This window comes from Facklamia miroungae, from assembly GCF_012396555.1.
Lineage (GTDB): Bacteria > Bacillota > Bacilli > Lactobacillales > Aerococcaceae > Facklamia > Facklamia miroungae.
The window spans coordinates 133,524-156,176 of the sequence record NZ_JAAXPS010000004.1 but is presented as its reverse complement, the minus strand read 5'-3'; the positions used below and the strand labels follow the sequence as shown (position 1 = coordinate 156,176).

At 31.5% G+C, this 22,653-nt stretch carries 22 protein-coding genes and 1 pseudogene; 9 read left to right on the top strand and 14 right to left on the bottom strand.

The genetic code is table 11. From position 1 onward, the window contains the following. Positions 1–90 precede the first annotated feature (90 nt). The 8 genes from HF969_RS10250 to HF969_RS05735 all read right to left on the bottom strand — a co-directional run bounded on the left by HF969_RS10250 (position 91) and on the right by HF969_RS05735 (position 5,652). Positions 91–816, bottom strand: a complete 726-nt coding sequence (locus HF969_RS10250; RefSeq protein WP_245694822.1) for a site-specific integrase — start codon at positions 814–816, stop codon at positions 91–93. Further along, on the bottom strand, positions 768–1,280 hold the full coding sequence (locus HF969_RS10245) for an N-terminal phage integrase SAM-like domain-containing protein (protein WP_245694823.1): 513 nt from the start codon (positions 1,278–1,280) through the stop codon (positions 768–770). Before HF969_RS10245 ends, HF969_RS10250 begins: the two co-directional genes overlap by 49 nt. A gap of 74 nt (positions 1,281–1,354) precedes the next feature. Continuing rightward, positions 1,355–1,501: a hypothetical protein gene (locus tag HF969_RS05760; RefSeq protein ID WP_425431569.1), complete on the bottom strand. Its 147-nt coding sequence runs from the start codon at positions 1,499–1,501 to the stop codon at positions 1,355–1,357. A gap of 688 nt (positions 1,502–2,189) precedes the next feature. Then, positions 2,190–2,378 (bottom strand): helix-turn-helix domain-containing protein, encoded by a 189-nt coding sequence (locus HF969_RS05755; RefSeq protein ID WP_090289780.1) that lies wholly within the window; start codon positions 2,376–2,378, stop codon positions 2,190–2,192. A 102-nt stretch (positions 2,379–2,480) separates the two neighbouring features. Further along, positions 2,481–2,852 carry a hypothetical protein gene (locus HF969_RS05750; RefSeq protein WP_090289781.1) on the bottom strand — a complete coding sequence of 124 codons (372 nt, stop codon included), beginning with the start codon at positions 2,850–2,852 and terminating at the stop codon, positions 2,481–2,483. Between the two features lie 14 nt (positions 2,853–2,866). Beyond that, on the bottom strand, positions 2,867–3,328 hold the full coding sequence (locus HF969_RS09885) for a hypothetical protein (protein WP_180363664.1): 462 nt from the start codon (positions 3,326–3,328) through the stop codon (positions 2,867–2,869). Between the two features lie 879 nt (positions 3,329–4,207). Next, a complete protein-coding gene (locus HF969_RS05740; protein WP_090289783.1) occupies positions 4,208–4,954 on the bottom strand; it encodes a lantibiotic immunity ABC transporter MutE/EpiE family permease subunit in 747 nt (248 codons plus the stop codon). Then, complete coding sequence (locus HF969_RS05735; RefSeq protein ID WP_090289784.1) at positions 4,951–5,652, bottom strand: ATP-binding cassette domain-containing protein; 702 nt, start codon at positions 5,650–5,652, stop codon at positions 4,951–4,953. The genes HF969_RS05740 and HF969_RS05735 overlap by 4 nt, the downstream gene beginning before the upstream one ends. Before the next feature lie 158 nt (positions 5,653–5,810). On the opposite strand from HF969_RS05735, the gene HF969_RS10195 reads away from it, so the two are divergent. From HF969_RS10195 to HF969_RS05695, 9 genes are all read left to right on the top strand, one after another. Continuing rightward, entirely contained in the window at positions 5,811–5,999 is a 189-nt protein-coding gene (locus HF969_RS10195) for an FDLD family class I lanthipeptide (RefSeq protein WP_425591396.1), read from the top strand. Between the two features lie 21 nt (positions 6,000–6,020). Further along, the gene (locus HF969_RS05730) at positions 6,021–6,206 is read left to right on the top strand and encodes an FDLD family class I lanthipeptide (RefSeq protein ID WP_090289785.1); all 186 of its coding nucleotides are present in this window, start codon (positions 6,021–6,023) and stop codon (positions 6,204–6,206) included. A 61-nt stretch (positions 6,207–6,267) separates the two neighbouring features. Beyond that, the gene (locus tag HF969_RS05725; protein ID WP_090289786.1) at positions 6,268–7,701 is read left to right on the top strand and encodes a lantibiotic dehydratase; all 1,434 of its coding nucleotides are present in this window, start codon (positions 6,268–6,270) and stop codon (positions 7,699–7,701) included. Then, complete coding sequence (locus HF969_RS10125; RefSeq protein WP_345719098.1) at positions 7,665–9,329, top strand: lantibiotic dehydratase; 1,665 nt, start codon at positions 7,665–7,667, stop codon at positions 9,327–9,329. The genes HF969_RS05725 and HF969_RS10125 overlap by 37 nt, the downstream gene beginning before the upstream one ends. Further along, entirely contained in the window at positions 9,307–11,076 is a 1,770-nt protein-coding gene (locus HF969_RS05715; RefSeq protein ID WP_090289788.1) for an ABC transporter ATP-binding protein, read from the top strand. Before HF969_RS10125 ends, HF969_RS05715 begins: the two co-directional genes overlap by 23 nt. 13 nt (positions 11,077–11,089) lie before the next feature. After that, positions 11,090–12,406, top strand: a complete 1,317-nt coding sequence (locus HF969_RS05710; RefSeq protein ID WP_168427169.1) for a lanthionine synthetase C family protein — start codon at positions 11,090–11,092, stop codon at positions 12,404–12,406. Between the two features lie 22 nt (positions 12,407–12,428). Next, entirely contained in the window at positions 12,429–13,115 is a 687-nt protein-coding gene (locus HF969_RS05705) for a response regulator transcription factor (RefSeq protein WP_168427168.1), read from the top strand. Continuing rightward, entirely contained in the window at positions 13,105–14,487 is a 1,383-nt protein-coding gene (locus HF969_RS05700) for a HAMP domain-containing sensor histidine kinase (protein ID WP_090289791.1), read from the top strand. Before HF969_RS05705 ends, HF969_RS05700 begins: the two co-directional genes overlap by 11 nt. Positions 14,488–14,494: 7 nt before the next feature. Then, the gene (locus tag HF969_RS05695; RefSeq protein ID WP_090289792.1) at positions 14,495–15,112 is read left to right on the top strand and encodes a hypothetical protein; all 618 of its coding nucleotides are present in this window, start codon (positions 14,495–14,497) and stop codon (positions 15,110–15,112) included. Positions 15,113–15,268: 156 nt separating this feature from the next. Here HF969_RS05695 and HF969_RS05690 read toward each other — a convergent pair whose 3' ends face one another. The 6 genes and pseudogenes from HF969_RS05690 to HF969_RS10120 form a co-directional block, all read right to left on the bottom strand. Continuing rightward, on the bottom strand, positions 15,269–16,294 hold the full coding sequence (locus HF969_RS05690; protein WP_090289793.1) for a lysozyme family protein: 1,026 nt from the start codon (positions 16,292–16,294) through the stop codon (positions 15,269–15,271). Then, entirely contained in the window at positions 16,281–18,050 is a 1,770-nt protein-coding gene (locus HF969_RS05685; RefSeq protein ID WP_090289794.1) for a CD3337/EF1877 family mobilome membrane protein, read from the bottom strand. The genes HF969_RS05690 and HF969_RS05685 overlap by 14 nt, the downstream gene beginning before the upstream one ends. A gap of 12 nt (positions 18,051–18,062) precedes the next feature. Beyond that, positions 18,063–20,585, bottom strand: coding sequence for an ATP-binding protein (locus HF969_RS05680; protein WP_090289795.1), 2,523 nt, complete (start codon positions 20,583–20,585; stop codon positions 18,063–18,065). Positions 20,586–20,598: 13 nt separating this feature from the next. Then, entirely contained in the window at positions 20,599–21,270 is a 672-nt protein-coding gene (locus HF969_RS05675) for a TcpE family conjugal transfer membrane protein (RefSeq protein ID WP_281241374.1), read from the bottom strand. 20 nt (positions 21,271–21,290) lie between these two features. Beyond that, entirely contained in the window at positions 21,291–21,629 is a 339-nt protein-coding gene (locus HF969_RS05670) for a TcpD family membrane protein (RefSeq protein WP_090289796.1), read from the bottom strand. Beyond that, positions 21,630–22,650, bottom strand: a pseudogene (locus tag HF969_RS10120) (conjugal transfer protein). Positions 22,651–22,653: the final 3 nt, after the last annotated feature.

Here is a 22,653-nt window from a genome sequence, read left to right as displayed (position 1 = left end):
TTTAACGTTAGAAATGTTGATTTATCAATGTTTCTAACGTTTCTTTTTTTAGAAAAAGCAAACTAACTACAAAACTAACTACAACGGCGTTTAAAACAAATATTTCTCTTTTTCAATGAATTGTGCGAATCGATCTGCACTTCGTTCTTCACGTTCAGGATAGAAGTAGTTATAGATCTGACGAGTCATTTTAGAATCTTTATGACCGACACGATACATAATATCCTCTAAGCTCATATCGGCCATTGCGCAAAGAGAGAAATGTGTCTTTCTAAATTCATGAAGAGTAATTCGTTTTAAATTGTATTTAGTTGCAATTACATCGTACCAATCATTGGCTTGCCCAGGACGACAAAATTTATTTTCTCTATTTGGGAAGACAAGTTGATGTTTATCGGTTGTTTTGAAGCCTAAAATATTAAACTCGAATTTTTGTCTGATTTGCCATTTCTTCAACATTGTCATTGTCTCTGTATAAATCGAGATTGTTCTTTTTCCAGCAGTTGTTTTAGCACTTTGGCTAGCTACTTTAGTCACTTTAGTATTAGGACTGCTTTCAACCTCAGCTAAGGTTTTACTGATCGTCAATTTTTTACTATCAAAATTAATGTCATTCCATTCCAATGCAAGTATTTCTGACTTTCTGGCGCCTGTATAAGATAGAACACGAAAGTAAGTCTCTATTTTCATGTTGCCATGTTTTTTACAGGATTCTAGGAAAATAGCTAATTCTTTTGGTGTATAAACAGTCATTGTTTCTGTAGCCACTAAATTTTCATCAATTTCTTGACGTTTGATTGGTTCGGTTTTTCGCATTGGGTTTCATGGATAAGTTCCTGCTGTACGCCATATTGCAAAATCTGAGCAACAGCTCGCCGAAAATAATAGGCTTGTTTATATCCATCTCTAATCCAACGCCGATTGACTTGAGTACAAAATCGTACGGAAATATCTTTCAGCACTTTATCACCAAAATATTCCAATGCATGATCTTCAATCGCTCTTCTTGTTATCATGATAGTAGAAGGTTTCACTTTCAAGCGGTATTGTTCAATAAATTCTTCGTAAAGCTCTTTAAAAGTAATGTTACCATTCATTTTGAGCGTATTTTTATCAAAATCAAGCTGCAATTGTCGATAAACTTGTTGCGCAACTTTTTTGGTTTGAAAGCCACTTCTAGTGGTACGGACTTCTTCACCAAATTCAGTCTTTCCAAGATAGCATTGGAATTTCCAGAGTTTTTTATTGTATTTTGTGTATTGTTTAAAAGAAACAGACATTAAAATCTTCCTTCCTAATCCAAATAATGAATTAGGATATTTTGTTTTTTAGTAAGATTTTAATGATTGAGGCTTTAATCGGGTGAATCATTTTTTAATTGATTGAAAATATTTTTTACATCTTCAAGATCATACAAATGTTGTCGACCAATCATAATTACTTCTAATCCATTTAGACGAAGTATTTTTAACGTATCATAGCCAATATGCAATTCTTTCATCAAGTTTGTTGATTAATATATCTTCCAAGAATAGGCGGTGTTTTATTAGGTATATTCATACGATTTTACCCTTCTTTACACAATAGACGGATTGTGAAATTTATTTGCATATTATTATCGAAAAAAATTAGTAATCATCCTTTCTTCATAAAGAGTGTATTTGCCTCAAGATGCTGCGAGCTAGAATCAAATACTATGCTTCAATTATAATACGTGAAGCATCTTTTTCCTATACCAATCTGGAAAAGGAGAATTGATTCAAAGGCTGTTAGCTATTATTACTTATTCAAGCGACCTAGGAAAGTCCACAGGATTTTCACCTCAACTCAAACTTGGAGAAGCTACCCAATGCCGTGAAGCGTTCAAGGTAGGAGTATCATTATATTGAATACAAATCTTGGCTTCTTCAATTTCCTAAATGAAGAGTGTAAATCAAATAATAATCGCTCAATTTTTCAACGTCATTGCGAATTTGTTTACCTAGCTCATTGTAATCAAAAATGTATTTGAATAAGTTATTCAATTTTCAAAGAACAGTATTGCTTATATACTAATAAGAGGTTTATCGAATAAAAAATCACAACATTTTTGTTTGTTGAATATAGAAAAATGACTGAGATTGCAATCTCAGCCACTTTTTCTTAGTTTAAATCAAAGGTATGTTGGAAGTGAATTTTTGATATTTTCATTATCGAACTTCAAAATCCATTATCAACCTGATAAAGTGTTCTGATAATTCTTGATAGCAATCTAAATCGAGCCCACCATCTCGTGTAGACTCTTTTAATAATAGTGATTGAAACTGTTGGTATAAATGCACCATTGCTTCACGATCACCTTTTTGAGCTTTAATTGCTAAAGAAGTAAGAGTTTCCATATTCTATTCCTCCCATAGGTAATTTATTAATTTTCTATGGGAGGGGGGAGCTCGTATATGAACGAATCGGAGATTATCTTTTCATTAACCCCTTTAACTTTTCTAATAACCTTTTCTTGTAAATAGAAATTGCCTGCTGTGATATTTCCTTTTCTTGTGCAAGTTCAGTATCACTTTTTTTATAACATATTTTTCTAGCAGAAATCTCTTTTCTTTAATATTAAGTTGTTTGATTGCTTTCATAAGCATTTCATTTTCAAAATACTTTTCAAGATTTTTCAAGTCAAGTAATGGCATATTGGTAATATTAAAATAGTTATCTGTGTAAGAAGAATCGAGCATGATATCTTGAAAATCGGTAAGGAGTAGTCGAGTGGAGTAGTTCCTCTTTTTTCTATAATAGTTGTTTGCATGATAGTGTATACCTATATGAATGTATTTTTTTAGTTTGTTATCGCTTGGAGTACTGGCCATGTAAACTACCTCCTTTATCTATGTGATTTTTCCGTATGTCTATACTGCCAAAAACCTCTATGAACTTTTTCAACAGGCAAGTTATTATCGTCTACCATTTTTGGTAAAATGTTATTTACTAGGTTTTTATAACCTAAATTGAAATGTAGATTTTTAGTGACTACAGAATAAATTTGTGAGGCATTCATTGGTATACCAGAAGTTTTCAGGACATAGCAAATATCCTTAGAAATAATGTCATAGGGGATAGAAGAAGGCTTTATTTTTTGATCATTAAATTTTGCGTAATCAATTTCTTTCTTTGGAATAATAGTCGTCTTAGTGTACGGTGGTCCTTCAGAAATAGTATTTTCAATTTCTTCTATTTGGTTTAATCGTTTTTCGATTGCCCCATAAAGACTGGTAATTGCTTTTCTTTCATGGATCAGTTCAACTATAAGCTTCATCAACGCTCTTTTTTCTTCTAATAAATTCAAAATAATCACCTCTTTATTAATAAAAGGTTTTAAAGCTATCTAATAACAACAAAAAAACTATCAATTATATTTTGATAGTCTTTTGGCTGTTTCATTAAATTAAAATTAGATGACGATAGTTATTTATATCAACAGACTATTTTCTGAATAAAGATACACAAATAATTATGAATACAAGAAAGCAAATTATTGGGGAGACCAAAAGAACATAGCTGAAATTAGTGTGTTCATAAAAAAAATCAACTAGGGATTTATTGTTAATGCTTATTGTAATAAAGCGGATTCCCCATGTAAAAGGAAAGAGTATCCAAATTCCATTGCCTAAGGCTGTTAGACCTACTATAGCTGTTAATAACGAGGAGATCAATCCTATAAAAAGAGTCGTAATAAGACTACAAATGATGCTAAGGAAAAAGTATATTATATATGAAGTTATAAAAGATATCCATGTTAAGGCAAAACCGTAAAAAAAATGAGAGTAGAAAACAATAGAAGATACATTGAATGTAAACTTAAGTAACATAATTGTGAGGAACGAATTAAATAGAAATACAAAACTAATCACTAAATACGAAAAGATAAACTTTTGAGATAATAAAAAGTAATAGTGATGATTTAATCCAAAGATGTTTTTGAAGTTTCCAGCTTCTCGCTCACAGTTATTCATCAATGCTACTATGAAACTTACAGTAAAAGGTAATAAGAAATTGAGAATAGAAAAGTAATTAGAATAAAAGCTACTTTCGGATACTCTTTGATGTGTAAAAAAGATGTATCCAAAAATTAATAGATTAAACAAGATTGGAGAGCTATACAAAGTTGTTCTAAAAAGTGAATTTTTTGTTTTAAGCCATTCGGCACTAAAAGAAAAAGTCATTATTATTCACTCTCCCTAGTTCGAGATAAGATTAGTGGAACACTTATATAAAGAATAATGAAAATCAAAAGAGCAAGTCCAAGCCCAGGGTAGACTATTGAAGTAGAGTTTAACGGATCATTTTCTTGTAGTAACGTGCCATTTGGATTTGTTTTAATTATTGGAGTGATCAAACGTAGTGACCATCCCCAAGGACTTATATACCAATGGTTTCCTACCGCGGTAAAAATGCCTGTTACAATACCAAAAAGATTTACAATAATTGATAAAATTGGTGTTGTTAGTTGTGCCAATAAAATTGAGAGTGGAATAATAAATAATGTAGTGATCCAGAGAACTAGTGATGCTAATAATACATTCGTAATGATAATATTTGATGAATCATACATGATGAACTCTAAAATTATGGTCAAAAGAGCTATCAAAATGTTAGCTGTCAATGAGTAAGTTGCTAAGGTAATTAATTTTGTTTTCCAGAACATATTTTGGTTTAACAAATAATAATAATTCTGAGTGTGAGTTTCCTTTTCTCTTTGTATTGATTGATAACCCAAAACTGCCAATCCTATGGGTAAAAAAAGTGTTGGCCACCAGTTATAAATGAGGGGTACAAAAAAATTTATATCGAAATACATAAATTGAGAAAATGGAATACAGATTAGTACAACCATCAGTGGGAACCACATAAAGAAAAAATGACTGAAAGAACGTTTTCCCTTGATATATTCAGCGGCTATATAGTTTTTCATTTTGTTTTCACCACATCTCCTTCAGAGTCTATTCTGTCCAGAAAGAAATCTTCTAAATTAGTATTGTCAGGTATCGTCCCTTCATATTTCAAACTACCAGCATTCATAATTCCAACGTAGTTAGTCATATGCTGAATTTCATTTAGATTATGACTGGACACTATAACTGTAATTCCAAGCTTAGGAAAGGACTTAATTAAATCTCGAAGTTGCTTAATGCCAATGGGATCTAAACCGTTTGTGGGTTCATCCAAAATGAGTAATTCAGGTTGTCTTATTAATGCGGCTGCAATGCCTAGTCGTTGCTTCATTCCTAGAGAAAATTTAGCAACGATTTTTTCCCCAGTATTTTCTAAATCAACAAGATGTAAAACTTCTTTAATTCGCTCTTTTTTCAACCCAAAAAGTTTTACTAAAACTAAAAGATTTTCTTCAGCTGTTAGGTTCTTATACAATGCAGGATCTTCAATCAATGATCCAATTGTAGGAATATTATTTGCTTCTTCAGTAATTATTATTTCCCCACTTGTAGGTTTTAAACTACCTGTTAGCATTTTTAAAGTTGTTGATTTTCCAGCTCCATTTGGCCCAACTAAACCATAAATCGAATTTTTTTTTACACTTATAGAGAGTGAATTAACAACGACTTGTCTGCTAAATTCTTTTGTTAAACTCTCTGTTTTTAATAGTAAACCCATATGTTCAATGCTCCTCTCCTAATTGAGTGATTTTAGTTTAACAACAAATAATAACTTTTTTATAAACAAATAAAAAAAGAGATAGTTTATAAAAACTTTACATTCTATGTTTATACTTCAAATTGTAACCGGTTACTGATATAAAAAAATGTGAAGGAGTGATCAAAGTGCCTAAGTATGATGACTTTGATTTGAATCTAAAACAAACTTCTAGTTCAAATCAAAAAAATCTTAGAGTGACTAGTTTTATACTATGTACACCAGGAACATGCAATAACAAATGTCCAAACACAAATTGGTTGTGTTCTAATGTCTGTGTTACTAAAACTTGTTGGACTTGTGCTTAAAAATGAGGGGAGGAAAAAGCAATGCCGAAATATGATGATTTTGATCTAAACTTAAAACAAAATGTATCTGCTCCAAATAAGGAAGCTCGTGTTACTAGTTTATTTTGGTGTACACCAGGAACATGTAATAATACTTGTAAAGGTGATTCCACATTGAAATCAAATTGTTGTGGTGGTTCAATTATCTGTTCTCTAGGTGGTTGTTAAGCCATGACTTAGCGGATATGAATATGATTTCATATCCGCTTTTTTGAGGAGTGAATTATATATGAAGAAATTAGTATTTGCTAATAATAAATTTATGATACGTTTACCTTTTCAAGATGAACAATTTAAAAGGAATGCTTTAGATATACAGAACAATCTAGATGTACTGATGGGAAATTCTATTTTTTGTGAGCAATTATTAATTGCTTCGCAATCATTATTTGAATTATTCGAAAAAAATAAATTCGAAGAGCTTTCTTCAAAAAAACAGAGAAACTTTGTTACCTCCATGACAAGCTATATAAATAGATCAGCTACGCGTACAACACCTTTTGGATTATTTTCAGGTGCTGGATTAATTGATATAAATAAAAATAGATTAAGTGATTTGAATAATGAAAAAACCAAGTTTATTAAGCATGCTAGAATTGATCTTGAATGGTTAATAAATTTTGTTAAATATATTGAAATAAACTACTCTTCAAATTTAGATTTTCGATTGAATAGTAGTTTATACATTATTGGAAATAGAGTTTTTTTACCTTATAATACAGATTCAAAAACAGATAAGGTTAGTATTAATTTGAACAGACCCTTTGAAATAATCTATAGTAAGCTACTTCAAGAAGACTTTCTAAGTTTCGATAAATTAGTAACTTATTTACAAGCGGAATATCCAGAACGCAATAAAGAAGTATTTCAATCATTTTTAAATACATTAGTAGAAAAGGAGTTTTTAATTTCAAGTCTACGTCCACCTCTTACTAATGTAGATGAATTAGTTTGGGTAATAAATAAAATGAATAGTAGTTCATCAACTAAGCATTATAGGGATTTACTAATAGAAATCCAAAAGGATATAAATTTATATCAAAATACCGAAATTGGAGAGGGCATAACATTATATAAAAATATTGTAGGGAAAATGAGAAGCTTAAAAGAAATTAGTTCTAAAAGTTATCTCCAAGTAGACTGTGAAGTTCAAACAAATTCTTTAATTTTGGCTAAGGAAGATATGAATCAACTGGAGGATTTTGCATCATTTCTATTAGAAATAGCCAAATATCAAAGAAATAAATATCTAGATGAATTTCAATTAAGATTTTTAGAGAGGTATGGCGAATATATTGATGTTCCAATATATGAATTGCTAGATGAAACCTTAGGTATTGGTGCACCATCGAATTATTCACAACCTCAAAATCGTTATACGACTCCTCTGGAAAATTTAACTGATAAAAATGATTTAAAGGATTATTTCCTGAATAAATATATTCAATCTATTAAACTGAATACCTCCATTACATTAGATTTTGAAGATATATCATCTTATATCGAAAAGAAAGAGAATAAAATTATTCCTAAAAGCCTGGAACTTAATTTTTTCGTTAAAGAATTTGAAAATAAGAAAAAGTTTTATCTTGGACCTAATATAGGGTCAAATAAAGCTGGAAAAACATTTGGTCGATTTGCTTATTTTCCAATCAATATTTAGAAGTTATAAAAGAATTTGATAATCAATTCAATGCTTCAAGCAAAGAAGAAGTATATGAATTAGTTTATCTTCCCAAAAATATAAGATCGGGAAATGTGACACGAGATTTTACAATTAACAATAAGAACATTTCTCTGCATACTAATTCTTATGATAAAGAAAATGAAGTTAAAATGACAGATATTCTAGTAGGTGTTGAAAATGGTAAGTTTTACCTTAGGAATTGTGTGAATAATAAAAAAATACTTATAACGAGTAATAATATGTTAAATCCTACAATTGCAGACAATGGTATTCGATTAATGCAAGAAATCTCATTACAAGATGAATTAGTTTGGAGCAGTTTTCCTTGGAGTGAAGTTTATAGCCAATTTTCATATGTTCCACAAATTGAATATAAAAACATAGTGATTGAAACTGAATTATGGAAGATAAATAAGTATGTTTTAAATCTTTCAAATAACAAATTAACAAAAGAACAATTCATTATTCACTTTATGGATATTAAAACTAAATTGAATATTCCAGATGTATTTTATTTACAAAGTGCTGATAATCGCATTTTAGTAGATATTAATGAACAAGTTTATATTGATTTAATTTATAAAAAATACAATCAGCTCGGGGAAATAATTATACGTGGAATTGAAAAAGGCGAAAATTTAAAATCTATTTGTAATGGGGAGAAACCAGTTGAAGTGGTTATACCTTTTTTAAGAAATCTTGAAGACTCAATTGAAACAAATCTAAATACAAGAATGAGTAACAGAAACAATGGCGAAAATGGATTTCCTCCTTTTGAAAATTGGCTATTTTATAAACTATACTGTTCTGATGTCAATGAAGAAGAAGTGATTAAATCTATCAATTATTTTATAGAAGAACTTTTGTTAGATATACCTATAGATACTTACTACTTCATGAGGTATTCGGACCCTTTACCACATATACGATTACGTATTAAGGCTGATAAGCAATATATTTTTGAAATAGCAGAGCGATTTAATAACTTTATCTCTCCACTACGACATTCAAAATTAGTATCTAAGTATATAATAGATACTTATTATCCGGAAAACGAAAGATATGGTGGTCAAGAGTTAATGCCATTAGCTGAAAAAGTATTTCAAATAGATAGCAAAGTAGTAGTCAAATTGATGGACAGTGATGAACAGAAAGAAAAAATTGGTGTGGTCTCAGTCCTGCACTATCTCAATTCATTTGGAATAGCTTTTGAGGACCAAATAGAATTATTAGAAACAACTGTTGGCAATGATAATTTCACATCAGATTTCAAAGATCTAAAAAATGAGTATATTAAATATTTTGATTCCTATAATAATTGGGATGTTTTTAAGAACGATACAAAGAACAGAGAACTAATTGAGTTAATAGATTTGCGTCAAAATACAGTTCAAATGTATGCCAAATCATTAAGTGATAGTAATGAGTTAACAAATTATCTGGAAGACATTATTCTGAGTGTAATTCATTTACATTGTAACAGACTATTTGGTACTGATAGGGAGTTTGAAAGAAAAATTTATTTCTTTGCACTCCATACACTAAAAGGGCAAAGATATAAACGAAAGATGATGATAGAAAATGAAAAAAAGGATCAAAAGTAATATCCAACGCATCTTCAAAACAATCTATTTGATTTTTTCAATTAATAAAAAATTATCAGTAATTGTTTTTGTTTTGACCATATTGAGTGGCCTGGCGCCCACTATTTCAGTACTATTATCCCAATCGTTATTAAATAGTTTACAAATACAAACCGGTGGAATGAAAACTACAATAACAATATTTGTGTTTTATATCTTATTTTCAATATTTGCAGATTTAATAAGTAGTGTCAGTTCGTATTACTCAAGTAAATTGCAAATATTGTTAAACTATAAGCTCAATTATATAGTCATGGAAAAATGTGGTGAGTTGTCAGTTGAACAATTTGAAAACTCTGATATTTATGATCAGATCACACGGTTGGAAAATGATATTTCTACTAAACCCTATCAAACTTTTCAAGCAATCCTCACTTTCATTTCGTCACTAGTCACTTTATTATCAGTTGCCTCTATTTTGTTTTTATGGAAGCCTTGGACAATTATTTTAGTAATTGCAGTTCCTTGTATATCAGCGTTTTATTACTTGAAGATAGGACAAGAAGAATTTGAAATGCGTTACAAGAGAAGCAATAAAGAGAGGGAAAGTTGGTATCTTAGCTATCTTATGACACACGATTTTGCATTTAAAGAAATAAAGGTAAATAATCTTAAAGATTTCTTTTTAACTAAATATTGGAATTTAAAAGACGACTTCATTAATCAAGAAAATGCCATTAACAAGAAACAAGGAGTTGTTTCTATTCTATTCAATATATTGCAAGAGCTAGTAAGTTCTGCTGTACTGATTTTAGCAATCATAGAAGCATTTGAAGGAAAACTTCTTCTTGGTAATGTCACTTCATATATTAAGTCTGTTAGCATGATTCAAAATAATACTATGTCAATTATTACTTCTTTGTACTCAATTTATAATAGTAATATGTATATGAATTTGCTTGATCTTTTTATGGAATTACCTTGTGATCCAACAAATCAAGGGGAAGAGGTAAATCAAATTCAGTCGATCAAATTTGATCAGATATCATATTCTTATGAATCTACTGATGTATTACAAAATATTGAGTTTAAAATAGAAAAAGGAGATAAAGTTGCGATTATAGGAAAAAATGGATCGGGTAAAACAACCTTATTAAAAATTTTAGCTGGTCTTTATAAGCCATCTTCTGGGGCAATTTATATTAATGACATTTCACTTGAATTTATAAACAAAAATAGTTATAGGGATAGAATGTCAGTTTTGTTTCAAGATTTTTTGAAATTAGAAATGAGCTTGCTGGATAACATCGCTTTAGGAGAACTACCAGATAAACAAAATCGTCGCAAGGTTACTGAAGTATTAGGTAAATTAGAAGTTGATTTTTTAAAAAAAAGTAAATTTAAAAATAAATATTTGCTTGATAAACAATTAGGTAATTGGTTTAACGATGGCCAAGAATTATCTGGTGGACAATGGCAAAAAATTGCATTGGCACGAGCACATTATAAGAATTGTGATGTCTATCTTTTAGATGAACCTAGTGCTGCACTTGACGCTACTGCAGAAGCTAAAGTATTTGATGAATTTTTCAAGTTACCAAATGAAAAAATTGGCGTATTTATTACGCATAAAATCGGGGTTGCTAAAGGTGCAAGCAAAATTATTGTTCTAGATAATGGTCATGTTGTTGGTATAGGAACCCATGACCAACTCTTATCTATTTGTTCCACTTATAGAGAACTTTATGAAAAAGAAATTTCTTATTAAAAGGGGGAAAGGCATGAATAAGGTAGTTTCCGATATAAAGAAAATAGCATTTAAATTAAAAAATTTTGACTATATAGAACAAGTATTATTAGAAAAAGATAATTATTTAAATTATGGAAATGAGAAGATGTTTCCTAATGCTCCTTTGACGATGAGTCATGGAATTCCAGGTCTATGCTTACTTTATGCAGAACTTGATCGGCAATATCCAAATGAAGGGTGGATGGATTATTGTAATGAATATATACAAAAATTAATAGAATTGGTAACTCTTTATGGAATCGAGGAACCGTCACTGTTCTCTGGTTGTAGCGGAATTTGTCTGGCTATCTATGAGAGTTCAAACAATGGGAAATATTATGGAAAATTTAAAGAAAGTCTAGATGAATATCTAAAAGATTTAATTCAAGAAAAATTTGAACTGATTAGTTCGAATGAGGAAACTTTGATGTTTAACTACGATACCATTCAAGGTTTATCGGGTATCCTTAATTATATGTTGATAAATGATCTGAATAAAACGTGTTTTGTGAAGCAAATAAAAGATATTCTGCGTTATTTTGTGAAGTTATCAAAAAAATATAATTATAAAGAGTTTGATGTTCCTTATTGGCATATATCTGCTAAAAATTTATTTCTGCAAGAAGAAAGGGATATCTTTCCAGACGGGGTAATTAATCTTGGAGTGTCTCATGGTATCTCAGGTCCTTTAATTGTGATGTCTAAAGCGTTTAATTCAAACATTCAAGTCTCTGGTCTTAGAGAGGCTATTTTATCTATAAGTGAATTATTAACATCAAACCTAGATACTAAACATAAAAATTGGCCTAGTATGATAGATATACGAAAATTAAATAATAAAAAAACAATATTTGAAGATAGTCGAGATGCTTGGTGCTATGGTAGACCCGGGGTAGCTTATTCTTTATTGAAAGCTTCACAAGCTTTAAAAAATAAGAAACTTTTGAATATAGCTTGTGAAACTATGGAAGCAGCTATTGATTCTGAAATTGGGCTTATATCACCAACATTTTGTCATGGTTATATTGGTGTCTCATATATTTATAAGAAATTTTATGAAAATACCAAAATTGAGGCGTTCAATCTTGAGTCTAAGCGATTGATGAATGAAACTATATCTTTTTACGATGAAAAACTTCCATTTGGATTTCCTAATTGGGAGCACAATACAAACGATCAAAATCAACAAGAGATGAAAATGATTAATACTATTGGTATACTTGATGGTGTAACTGGTGTATTGCTTCCTATTTTGTCTATGATAGGGAATAAAGAGACCAATTGGGATGCAGTATTTTTACTTGATTAGGCAAGCAATGGTGGAGATTTTTATGATTGAGATTATTTATGTTGATGATGATATTCAAATCACAGATTTGGTAAAACAATATTTAGAAATGAATAACTATAAAGTGACTGTTGTTCATTCATTTCAGGAATTAGATGAGATAGATATTTCATATTTTGATTTAATGCTATTGGATGTTATGCTGCCCAATATTAATGGTATTAATATCTGTAAACGTATCCGGGATACTATTTCATACCCAATTATTTTTATTAGCGCTTTAGGATTAGAAGAAGATATTATTAGCGGTTTAGAAAGTGGTGGAGATGATTACATTACTAAACCATTTAGCTTGAAGCAGTTAAAAGTAAAGATAGATAGCCATCTAAGAAGAGAAAATAGAAACAATCTTCCCCGAAAAATGATCCGTACTCAAAACGTAGTTTTGAATAAAGAAAAAAAGCAGATTGTTGTAAATGATACTATTGTTGTATTCCCTAAGAAAGAATATTTAGTTATAGAGAAATTAATTAGTAATATCGGAAGTGTTATAAGTAAAGATCAAATTTTCGAAACAATTTGGGGATATGATAGCGAAAGTAGTTTAAGTACAGTTACTGAACACATCAAAAAAATTAGATCTAAATTAGCTGAACATGATTCTAATTTTTCATACATACAGACCAAATATGGATTGGGTTATATTTGGGAGCCTAAATATGAAAAATAACTATTCACTTAAGCGTTCATTCAACTTATTGGTCATAAAAGTAGTTACATCTACAGTTGCTTTATTTTTTGTAATACTTATATTTTGGTTAATTTGGTTATCTGTATTCCCTAGAAATTATTATGAAAAAGTTTATTCGGAGTCTTTTTTAAAATCTGTAGAGAAAGAAATCCCCAATCTTTTATTAGGCGAAAACAGGGATATTCCCAATAAAGATTCTAAATTTCAATATTTGATAACTATTGATGGGAAGAAACAAATCAAAAGTGATGATTTTCCAAATAATGGTATTAAGTTGAACGAAACGTCTAATGGTACTCACTCATTTGTGGAAAATAATGAAATGTATTCTTTTAAAGTATTTGATCATTATCCTACTGTCAAAATATTAATGATTTATCCTGCCTTTTCAACAGGCAATCAGGTAGTAGATTATATAAATGTTGTATTTCAATATTTTATAGTAGCTAGTCCATTTATGTTATTTATTATTTTTCTTAGCATTTTTACTACTAAACTATATCGAGCGATTCGGTCAAAATTTATAATAGTAGAAACTCATTTAAAAGAGATTGAAGAGGGGGATTTATCAACGCCACTACCCGATTTTAATAACAAAGAATTTGGTGAATTATCTAGACAGATCAATAAAATGAGGATTGAATTAAACAATTTATTAGATGAATCTCGAAAAAAATCAATTGTACAGAAACAATTATTTTCTTCTATTGCACATGATGTAAGAACACCATTAACTATAATCAATGCTGAAACTGAATTATTAGAGATGTTATCAGAAGATTCCGCTGTGCAGGAAAGATGTTCTGTGATTGCTTCTGAAGTTTCTAGAATCGATAAATTATTAACTGAGTTGCTCAAAATAACTCGTTTAAACACTGATAGCTATACTTTGAAATATGAAGAACTTAACATAATTGATATTTTACATTCGACTATAGTAGAGTTCTCTTCGTTATGTAAAATGAATGAAATTAAAATTCGAGAAAATTACAAAGACAATTTGATAACCATATATTGTGATCAACTAATGATTACAAGGATTATTCAAAATGTTTTATCAAATGCAGTTGAACATGTAGACATAGGTGGAGAAATTGAATGTTCGGTTATCCAAACTCTTTCAGAAACTACAATTTCTATTAGTAATACAGATTCTCTATTTTCAGATGAGTATTTAAAGGGGGAGTTCATTCCATTTTATTCCGATAAATGTCAAAGGGAAAAAGAGCATTTTGGGCTAGGTTTATATATGTCAGATTTGATGATAAAAAAAATGAATGGTTTAATCTCCATAAAAAATGAAAATCAACAAGCAACCGTGATTATCACACTAAAAAATGAAGGAAGGTGAATAAATAGTGAAAAAATTAATTAGCACATTGTTAGCGTTTGTGATAGTATTACTCCTTTTAATACCATTTTCTGAGGTTTCGGCATCATCAATTCCTGAAACAATAGATTATTGGGTAACACCAAAGGTAGTTCACATTAAAGACGATGATTTATTAAAATCATATCTGGCTTTAGACTACAATAACAATACGAGTCAAATGGTATGCGCTTCAAAAGATCGATACACATTAAACTATGATTCTAATATTTCTATTTCAGATAAATCAATGAGTGTAGAAATAATCGGACATGTATTTCCTGACACTGTTGCTAATTATCTTCCCGGATGGTTAGCATTAATTATACAAAATCATACTTCTGTCATTGATTCTGGTGAAAAATCGATAGATCGGGATCGCTGGGTGTGGGATTCAATCGCATTTGTATTAGGTGATTATAATCAAATTACTTCAGAAGCAAGAAATGATGAAGTAAAAATAAATCAAGAAATTGTAGATGGTATCTATAATCAAAACAGAATGACTGTGTCTTGCAAATTAGATAAAGATATTATGTTGAAAGTTGTAACTGATATTCAAAATAATGATGTAGATCCAATTTTATTAGAAGTTTTCGAAGGCTGAAAATCATAGATAGATGCATAAATTCTAAAATGAATAAAAAGTAAAACCCAAATTTTCTCATGAGGTATTTGGGTTTTATATGATTTTGCGCTATTTTTATTGAACATGAATAATTTATGTTAAATTGAAAACTTTTGAAAAACTATGTGAATAAAGTCAAGGTGTCCCATACCCCATAATATAAGGGCTGTTTTTTTTATAATTTTGTTTTGCAATCATATCACCAGAATTTCCTTCAAGTGTGTAAACAACTTCATTTTCTACTTTCTCAACAATCCCAACATGGTCACTGATAGAATCACCATCCCAATCAAAAAAGATGATATTACCACTTTTAGGAAGATTCCCTCCTTCTAGCCATTGATTTTTAGCTTTAAAGTTTTCAATACCTGTTGGGCAATAGGCGAAACGTTCCATTTTAACCCCAACTTTTTCCGCATTATAAGAAACAAAAATAGCGCACCATTCTACACGTCCATTAAAGCCATACCATTGCCAATATTTCGTTCCACCCTCATGTGTTCCTTCATCCAATTCTTTAAGTGCTGCCTTTACAATTGCTGCATTCCCTTGACTATTGTTGTTGGAAGTAGACGTGATGTATTGCTTAACAATTTGAGCATAAAACATATTGCCGTACGCATAACGATAATCATAGCCTAAGCTGACAGCTATAGGATTAGTGTAAGTGATTGTTTTTCCACCTGCTTGAGTTTTTGAGAATTGAATTGCATTATCCAGAGAGTAGCTCTTACCTGAATTACTTAGAAAGCCACCGCCAAAATTATAGGCTTGTACAATATTTAAAACATCGTAATCACGATGTCCTTTCCACATATCTGCAAAATATTTTACGCCAACCTCAATAGATTCGTTTGGATCTTGAATTGAATTTGGTTGTTTTCCTTGGCTTTCGGAACATTGCATTATATCGGGATATTTTTCTGAATTTCCACCTGATTCTGCCATAATGATTCCTAATAAGTAAGGAACCGCTTCTGGAATTTCATTTTTAGTAGCTTCTTTTGTGACTTTATCTTTCCAACGAAGCACTACTTCTGGCAGGTTTTGTCCTTCTTCGGAGGCTGTGTGTGTAGTAGAAGAACTACTGCCAGCGATGAGCATAAAAAAAACGAAAAAGAAGCCCAAAAAAAGCAAGGGAAATAACTTACGCATTTTCATAGGCTTGTTCCTCACTAAATTCTGGCGTAGTATAGGTTTCTTTCCTTAGATGACTGATTTCTTTTTCTAGTTGCTGAGCTTCTTGTTCTGTAACTGGAGAAGGGAGGTGTGGCTCTGTTTCTGATGAGTCGTCCTTTACATTGCTTGTTTCAATGAATGATTCAACAGGTATTTCTGTTTCATCTGTTAAAGCATCTGGGCTAAGCAAATGATCATCAACCTCTTCTGTAGGTAATGCGGTTTCAGCGAGTAATGGCTCTGTATTTGAGACAGAACCAGGAGTTTTCTCAACAGGATAGTTAAATGATTCTTCTGAGTCGTTTACATCAAAAGTATCGGTAGGAAGTGGTTCTTCTTTGGACTCCATTGGTTGTTTATCAAAAGGCATTGTCGTTTGATAAAGAGAAGTTTCTTCCTCCCCAGCTTGCACTAATAAATTATCCTGTAGTTCATTTTGACGATAACCGTGATCTAGCTCTATACCTGATCGAAGATAATCATTTTCTGCGGTTTGTGTTTTATAGTCTTGTTCAGCATAGCGATTTTGCTGATTTTCTTTTTGTGCTCGTTGTTGTTGCCTTTCTTGAATAGCTTGTTTTGGGTTGAAAGAAAAGTCTTTTAGCTCTGCTTTACCTTTCGTCAATGAACGAACAATCTGTCCTTTATTCTTCCAGATAAATAGCCCCAACAAAACTTTGACAAACAGTCCCACAATCATAGTGACAATGTTTGTGACAACAAAAAAAGTATCTAACAAATTTAAAATAGAGAACAAGAGACCAAAACCGAATCCAATCCCTATCTTTGAAGCAAACAGTGTTCCTAATAACATGAAGCCATTTTTTAACAGATGGTGCATATTTGGAATCAAAGCTAAAAATAGTATTGAAGGAAAGAGAAAGAGGATGCCGTAAATTAATAGCTGGATTAAAATGTTTGCAACTCCGATAATTAGTACAGCCGTTCCAATCACGATTAGCATAATAAATGTATTTAATAAAACAGCAACTTTTTCGGTCATACGATCTGAGGTGAGATAAGAATTTTTTTCGGAGTCTTTTTTTATTTTATCTGCAATTTCGTCTGTCTTTTTTTGATCAAATGTTTCGCCACTTTTAACGAGATAGGATTCAAATTCCTCTTTTGATACGTCTGTTTTTCCAAAGTTGAGTAAAGCATACGGTTTAATAACAAATTCATCAAAAATGAGATTTCGGATATTACTTGTTCCGTCTAGTTGTTGATTTGATCCAAGTAACTTTTCTGAGATATTGCCAGTGTTTTTTGTTAGACTACCACTTGTTAAATCAACTAACTGTCCTTGCACATTTTGAGAAAGGGTATTCACTTCTTGAACTTTGTTGGCACCATCGGCAAAAAAGGTCATACTGCCAACGTAGATTAAGGTGAAAATACCAAAACGTATTAATGCCTTGCTGATTCCTTTTTCAAAAAAATCCTTCACTGAAATGACAATCACAAATGTAAAAAGGAGAATCCCTACAACACTGAATAATTTGTTGTAAATAGCACCGGTAGTAGAGAATAAATCTGGTAATACTCCTTCTAATAAATTTAAACTAAAGAGTTTGTCTATCACATAATCTAATGCCAGAACAAGGTATTTGATTAAGCCAAAGGCAATATTGAGCAACGCTTTTAGCACACTTTGTAAATTTTCATTGATGCTAAACCAGCCGCCTTTTTCAAAAAAAGATTGGAAACTGTCAATATCAAATAAATCTTTTAGTAACATAGCAGCTCCTTTCTAACCGCTAAAGGTTGTTTCCACATCTGCACTTGTATTTTTTTTGACCGTTTGCAGCATTTGATGGATTTCTTCATAAGGACAGTAGACAAGCATTTTACCAACATGTCCTCGTAAATCTAAATAAAGGCAATGATATTTTGGTAGATTTTTTAACCACTCAATATTCTCATTAGTGATTTCTAATCCTAAATGATGAAGAATATCTTCTCGTTCATCTTTATCATCGTAAGCAAAAATTCGTCCAAAGTTTCCTGTATCATCTTCTTCGGCTGTATCTTTAACCGATTGAGTGACAATAATCAGGGTATTGTTAAAACTTCGACCAACTCTGCGCATGGATTTGATAATCGCACGACCGTTTTTAGAAGAATTAAAAATCCAACTTTCATCAAATAGAACAACAGTGCTTTCTTCTCGGTCACGTAAACCAAAAAGTTCACAGAATTTTCCAATAGACATCATCAACATGACCGATTTTCTTTGTGTGGCACTGTAATCACTGCTAAGTGTTTCTGCACGAGGCATTTCTAACCCCAAAACTTCTAAAATAGTCACCTTGTTCGTAAGATTTAGTCCTTCATTTTCGCCATAACTAAAAGCTAATTCTAAAATAGAACCTTGTACTGATTTCTTGATTAAACTGGCTGTATCTCGTACCTCCTCATGTGTACTTTCCAGCATGAAGTCAACTACATGAAGTAAACCTATTCGTTCGCCTTGATCTCTTCTTTTTAATACAGTTTCGATTCCTTCTAGCATTGCCAATCTTGATTTTTTCTCTCTAGCACTAGTAAAATCATAAAGCTCTTCAAATAAGTCTTGCGCCATATCTTTTGCAGCTACTCGATTAGGAATAAAACAGAAGGGGTCAAGAACGCCTTTGTTACTGGTTTTATTTGGATCAAGTCTCACTTGGTGGAAGTGCTGTTGAATGAAAGCACAAGTGTCGGGATACTTTTCTTGATAAAGTGGATGATTGATAACCTCCATAATCCAATCGAAGAACTCAGATTTAGGGTCAACGTACAATCCTTTACCATTCATTAAGACTGAAAGGAAGAAAATAAACTTTGCCAAGTAGGATTTTCCGTTTCCAGTGGGACCAGTGATGGCAATGTGCGGACTATTGGCTTTTTTATCGGCGATATCATTTTGGTTCCCAATAGATGGATTAAAGAAAATGGGTTTTCGACTCGTTTTTGCAACTTCTTTTGGTGTTAAGTTTCGAGTGTTTTTCAATTCCGAGACTATACCAATAGGAATTCCTACGTTATCACCAATCCGATTTTCAACACTCAATAACATTTCACTAATTCCTTCAACTGTGGTGTAGTGAAGCCAATTTTTTTCAGGGCCTAGTTTGTTACCAGCTAAAAATTGATGGAAGAGAAACACTTGATCGGCTAAGCCTTTGACTATTTCAACATTTCGAGATTGGCATAAAGAAATGATGGTACGAATCCGACTACGACATTCCTCTGGTGTTTGTCCAAAGACACCAAAAAGTCCCAGCCATTTAATGACAGGGACTCTTAAGTCTATTTTATTGTTTAGGTCGGTCAAAGCATAACGATTAAAGCGACTGGATTTCATTTCGGAATCGCCCATAGAAACTGTCTCTTTTGCACTATTTTTTAATCGTTTGGCAGCACGAGAGGACTTTCCTTTTAATCCTCTACCACCTTTTAAGGGTTCAAAATGCCCTTTGAGTCGGAATTCTACTGGAAAGGGGAGACTTTGCACCACTTCTGCTATATGATTGAATGCCAAATTAGGGGCGAATTTATGAATAGGAAGCAGAGCAATGTAGCTAGTTCCTTCCGAGCTTCTTAGCTTTAATAAGCCTTGTTCTTCTGTAGGATCAAGGATAGTATCTGTTAATGAATAGCTGCTATTTTCCACAAAATCAAGATCAAAGGAAGTCTTCATTCCACGTACATAGGGATAACGACAGGCTTGCAGCACTTCTTGTTCAGTAAGTCTACGCCCATTAATCGTTCCAACAAGTTGAAAAATTTCTGATTCTATTGAACGGTATCGTTTAAAAAAATCTTCATCAACAGTTAGGTGATAGTGATTCAGGGATAATAGCTTTCCTGCGTAATAGTCAACGACTTCCATCGCTTTTCCTTTGACGGTTGTTGCAGAAGATAAACTAGAAAGTTTAACCCCAATATAAAATTTTTCCGTTGTGAGAACTCGAAGTTGATTTTCTAATTCGGAAAGTGTTCGATCAACTAAACTATCACCCATTAATTTTGCTTGTTCATCAAAATTTTCGGAGAAAGCTGTTAACCGCTCACCAAGATTGTAAGAATGCGGATTTAGAAATAATTCAAAGTCCTCAAAACGGCGTAAGCTTTGTAAAAATTGATTCCATTTTTGTTTATGTTTTTCTTGAACTTCTTTATTTTGACCAATGACATAGTCGCTAGGGCAAGTAAAATATGCCCAAACTTCATTTTCTGTAGTAAGCAATAAATTATGATAAACCTTATGAAATGGCTGTTTAAACTTCATTTTTTCCACCTTTCTATAATAGTCTAGTGATTCGTTTACGAATGGATTGCTTGATTAATGACTGATATTGTTCCTTTAATTTAGGAATTTCTGACATCGGGATAACTCCGTCTGCAAATTGTCGAAAAAGTGTTTTCTTCATTAGTAATACTTCATTATCTGTTTCAAACAATTCATAGAAGCCTTCTTCTCTTGCATTTAAAGATTCAAATTCATAGATTAGTTCTGGAACAACACTCTCTTTTATTTCTTGTTTCAATTGGTCAACATCTAATGTATTCTTTTTTACTTCTCCTTCTTTTTTTATGGAAACCTGTTCAACGGTACAGCGATCATAAATTACTTTTTCTTGTTTAAATGAGTGAAGTTGCTCATGATACAGTGATTTATACCCAAATACAAAGGTCAGAAGATAAAGAAAATAATCTTTCAAAAAAATATCCGCTCTCTTTCCATCTGGCTCAACTCGATTAAATAGTTGTACTAATCCGTAAGGAATCGCCAGAGAAATCATAACAACTAATTGATTCATTCCAAAAAGTATCAACAAAGTACTAAACACAATCGCAAAACTGACTGTTGCAACAGTGAAGTCCTGTGCATAGACGACAAAAGGTAAGTGGACATTTTTTGCAATTTCTCTGATCATATAGGGCGCATTGAAGGGCTCTCTATAGTCTAATATCTATTTTTCTATATTCATGACTATAACCCAAAGTAGCTTTTTAGATTAGAAAGTGAATTAAGAACGCCTGTAGGGTCTTTAATAACAGCGTAAATGATACCGCCAAAAAAGAGGATTGCAAAACCTTGAATCCATTTTGAATTTAGAAATTCTTTGATGACTAAATAAACAACAACTACCCCAAAAATTGGTGCAATCCAGTCATTCAAGATATAGTTACTGGCTTCTTTAGCATTTGCATCAGCATAAGCGACAGGAGATAGAGCGAAAAAGAATAAAAGGCTATTGAATAGTGTTGTGAGTTTGACAGTTAGTAGTTGTCTTTGCTGAGGAGAGCGTACTATTTTCTTTTGTTTCATTTAAATTCCTCCTAAATAATGATGAATGGTTTCAATAAAATAAGTGTTTTCTCGTTGCTTCAACAATAAAGTCATGGTTTCCTTGTGTCCTATTTTTGTTTCACCATCAATAACATCAAATGTAACAAAAGCAAAGAGTTGTTTGTCTTTGAAGAAGGGTTTAATTTGGCTATTGCTTATCTGATAATTACCTGTTAGAATTTCTGGTTCTTTCATCATAAATGCCATATCTTCCAATGAAGCAGATACATATTTATCAAGGAATGACTGGATGAAACTGATAACCGCTTTTTCTTCTTTGTTATCGACTTGTTGGTACTGAGAAATATCAGGCATTTTTGCTTGCTCAGTTTTTGAAGTTAGTGAAGGTTCAAGAGTAAAATAAGGATATGCAGTCACTTTAAACGATTGATTTTTTAATTGCACAAAAGGGATATTTAACAACACACGATTTTCAATTTTTTTCGTAATCAATATATTTTTCTTTGATAACGACTTCTTTATCACCTTCCTTTTTCTTTACATCACGTTCTTTTGTAACTGGAGCATTGATTTCATAAGCAATACGGTATTGAGCCACTAATTGTCCATTTTCGTTGACTAGATTATAAAAATTAGAAGAGAGTAGTTTTCGTTCAGTCCCTGTATTCTTTTCTTCATCTAGAGTGATCATGAAATAGGTCTCTTGGAGTGAATTAAAACGTTTTTCAAATGCTTGCTGCTCGGTAGGAATAGTAATGTAAGCTGTGATGAAAGGCTGTAGAAGCTGTTTATACAATTCTGATGTAACAGATGTATTTGTATTTTTTGCTAATTCTTTCTGAATCGTTTCAGTTAATGAAGTTTGTTCTTTGCGAATAAGACTTTGCATTTGGGTAGATTTAACAAAGGCAAAGGGACCACTGCTGATTAACAAAAGCGTTAGGATTAGAAAGAAGGTACGAGTCGTTCGGATACTAGCGGCTTTTTCTTCTTTTGGTAAAGCTGGGGGATGATTCTTTTTCTCTTTGATAAATTTCATTGA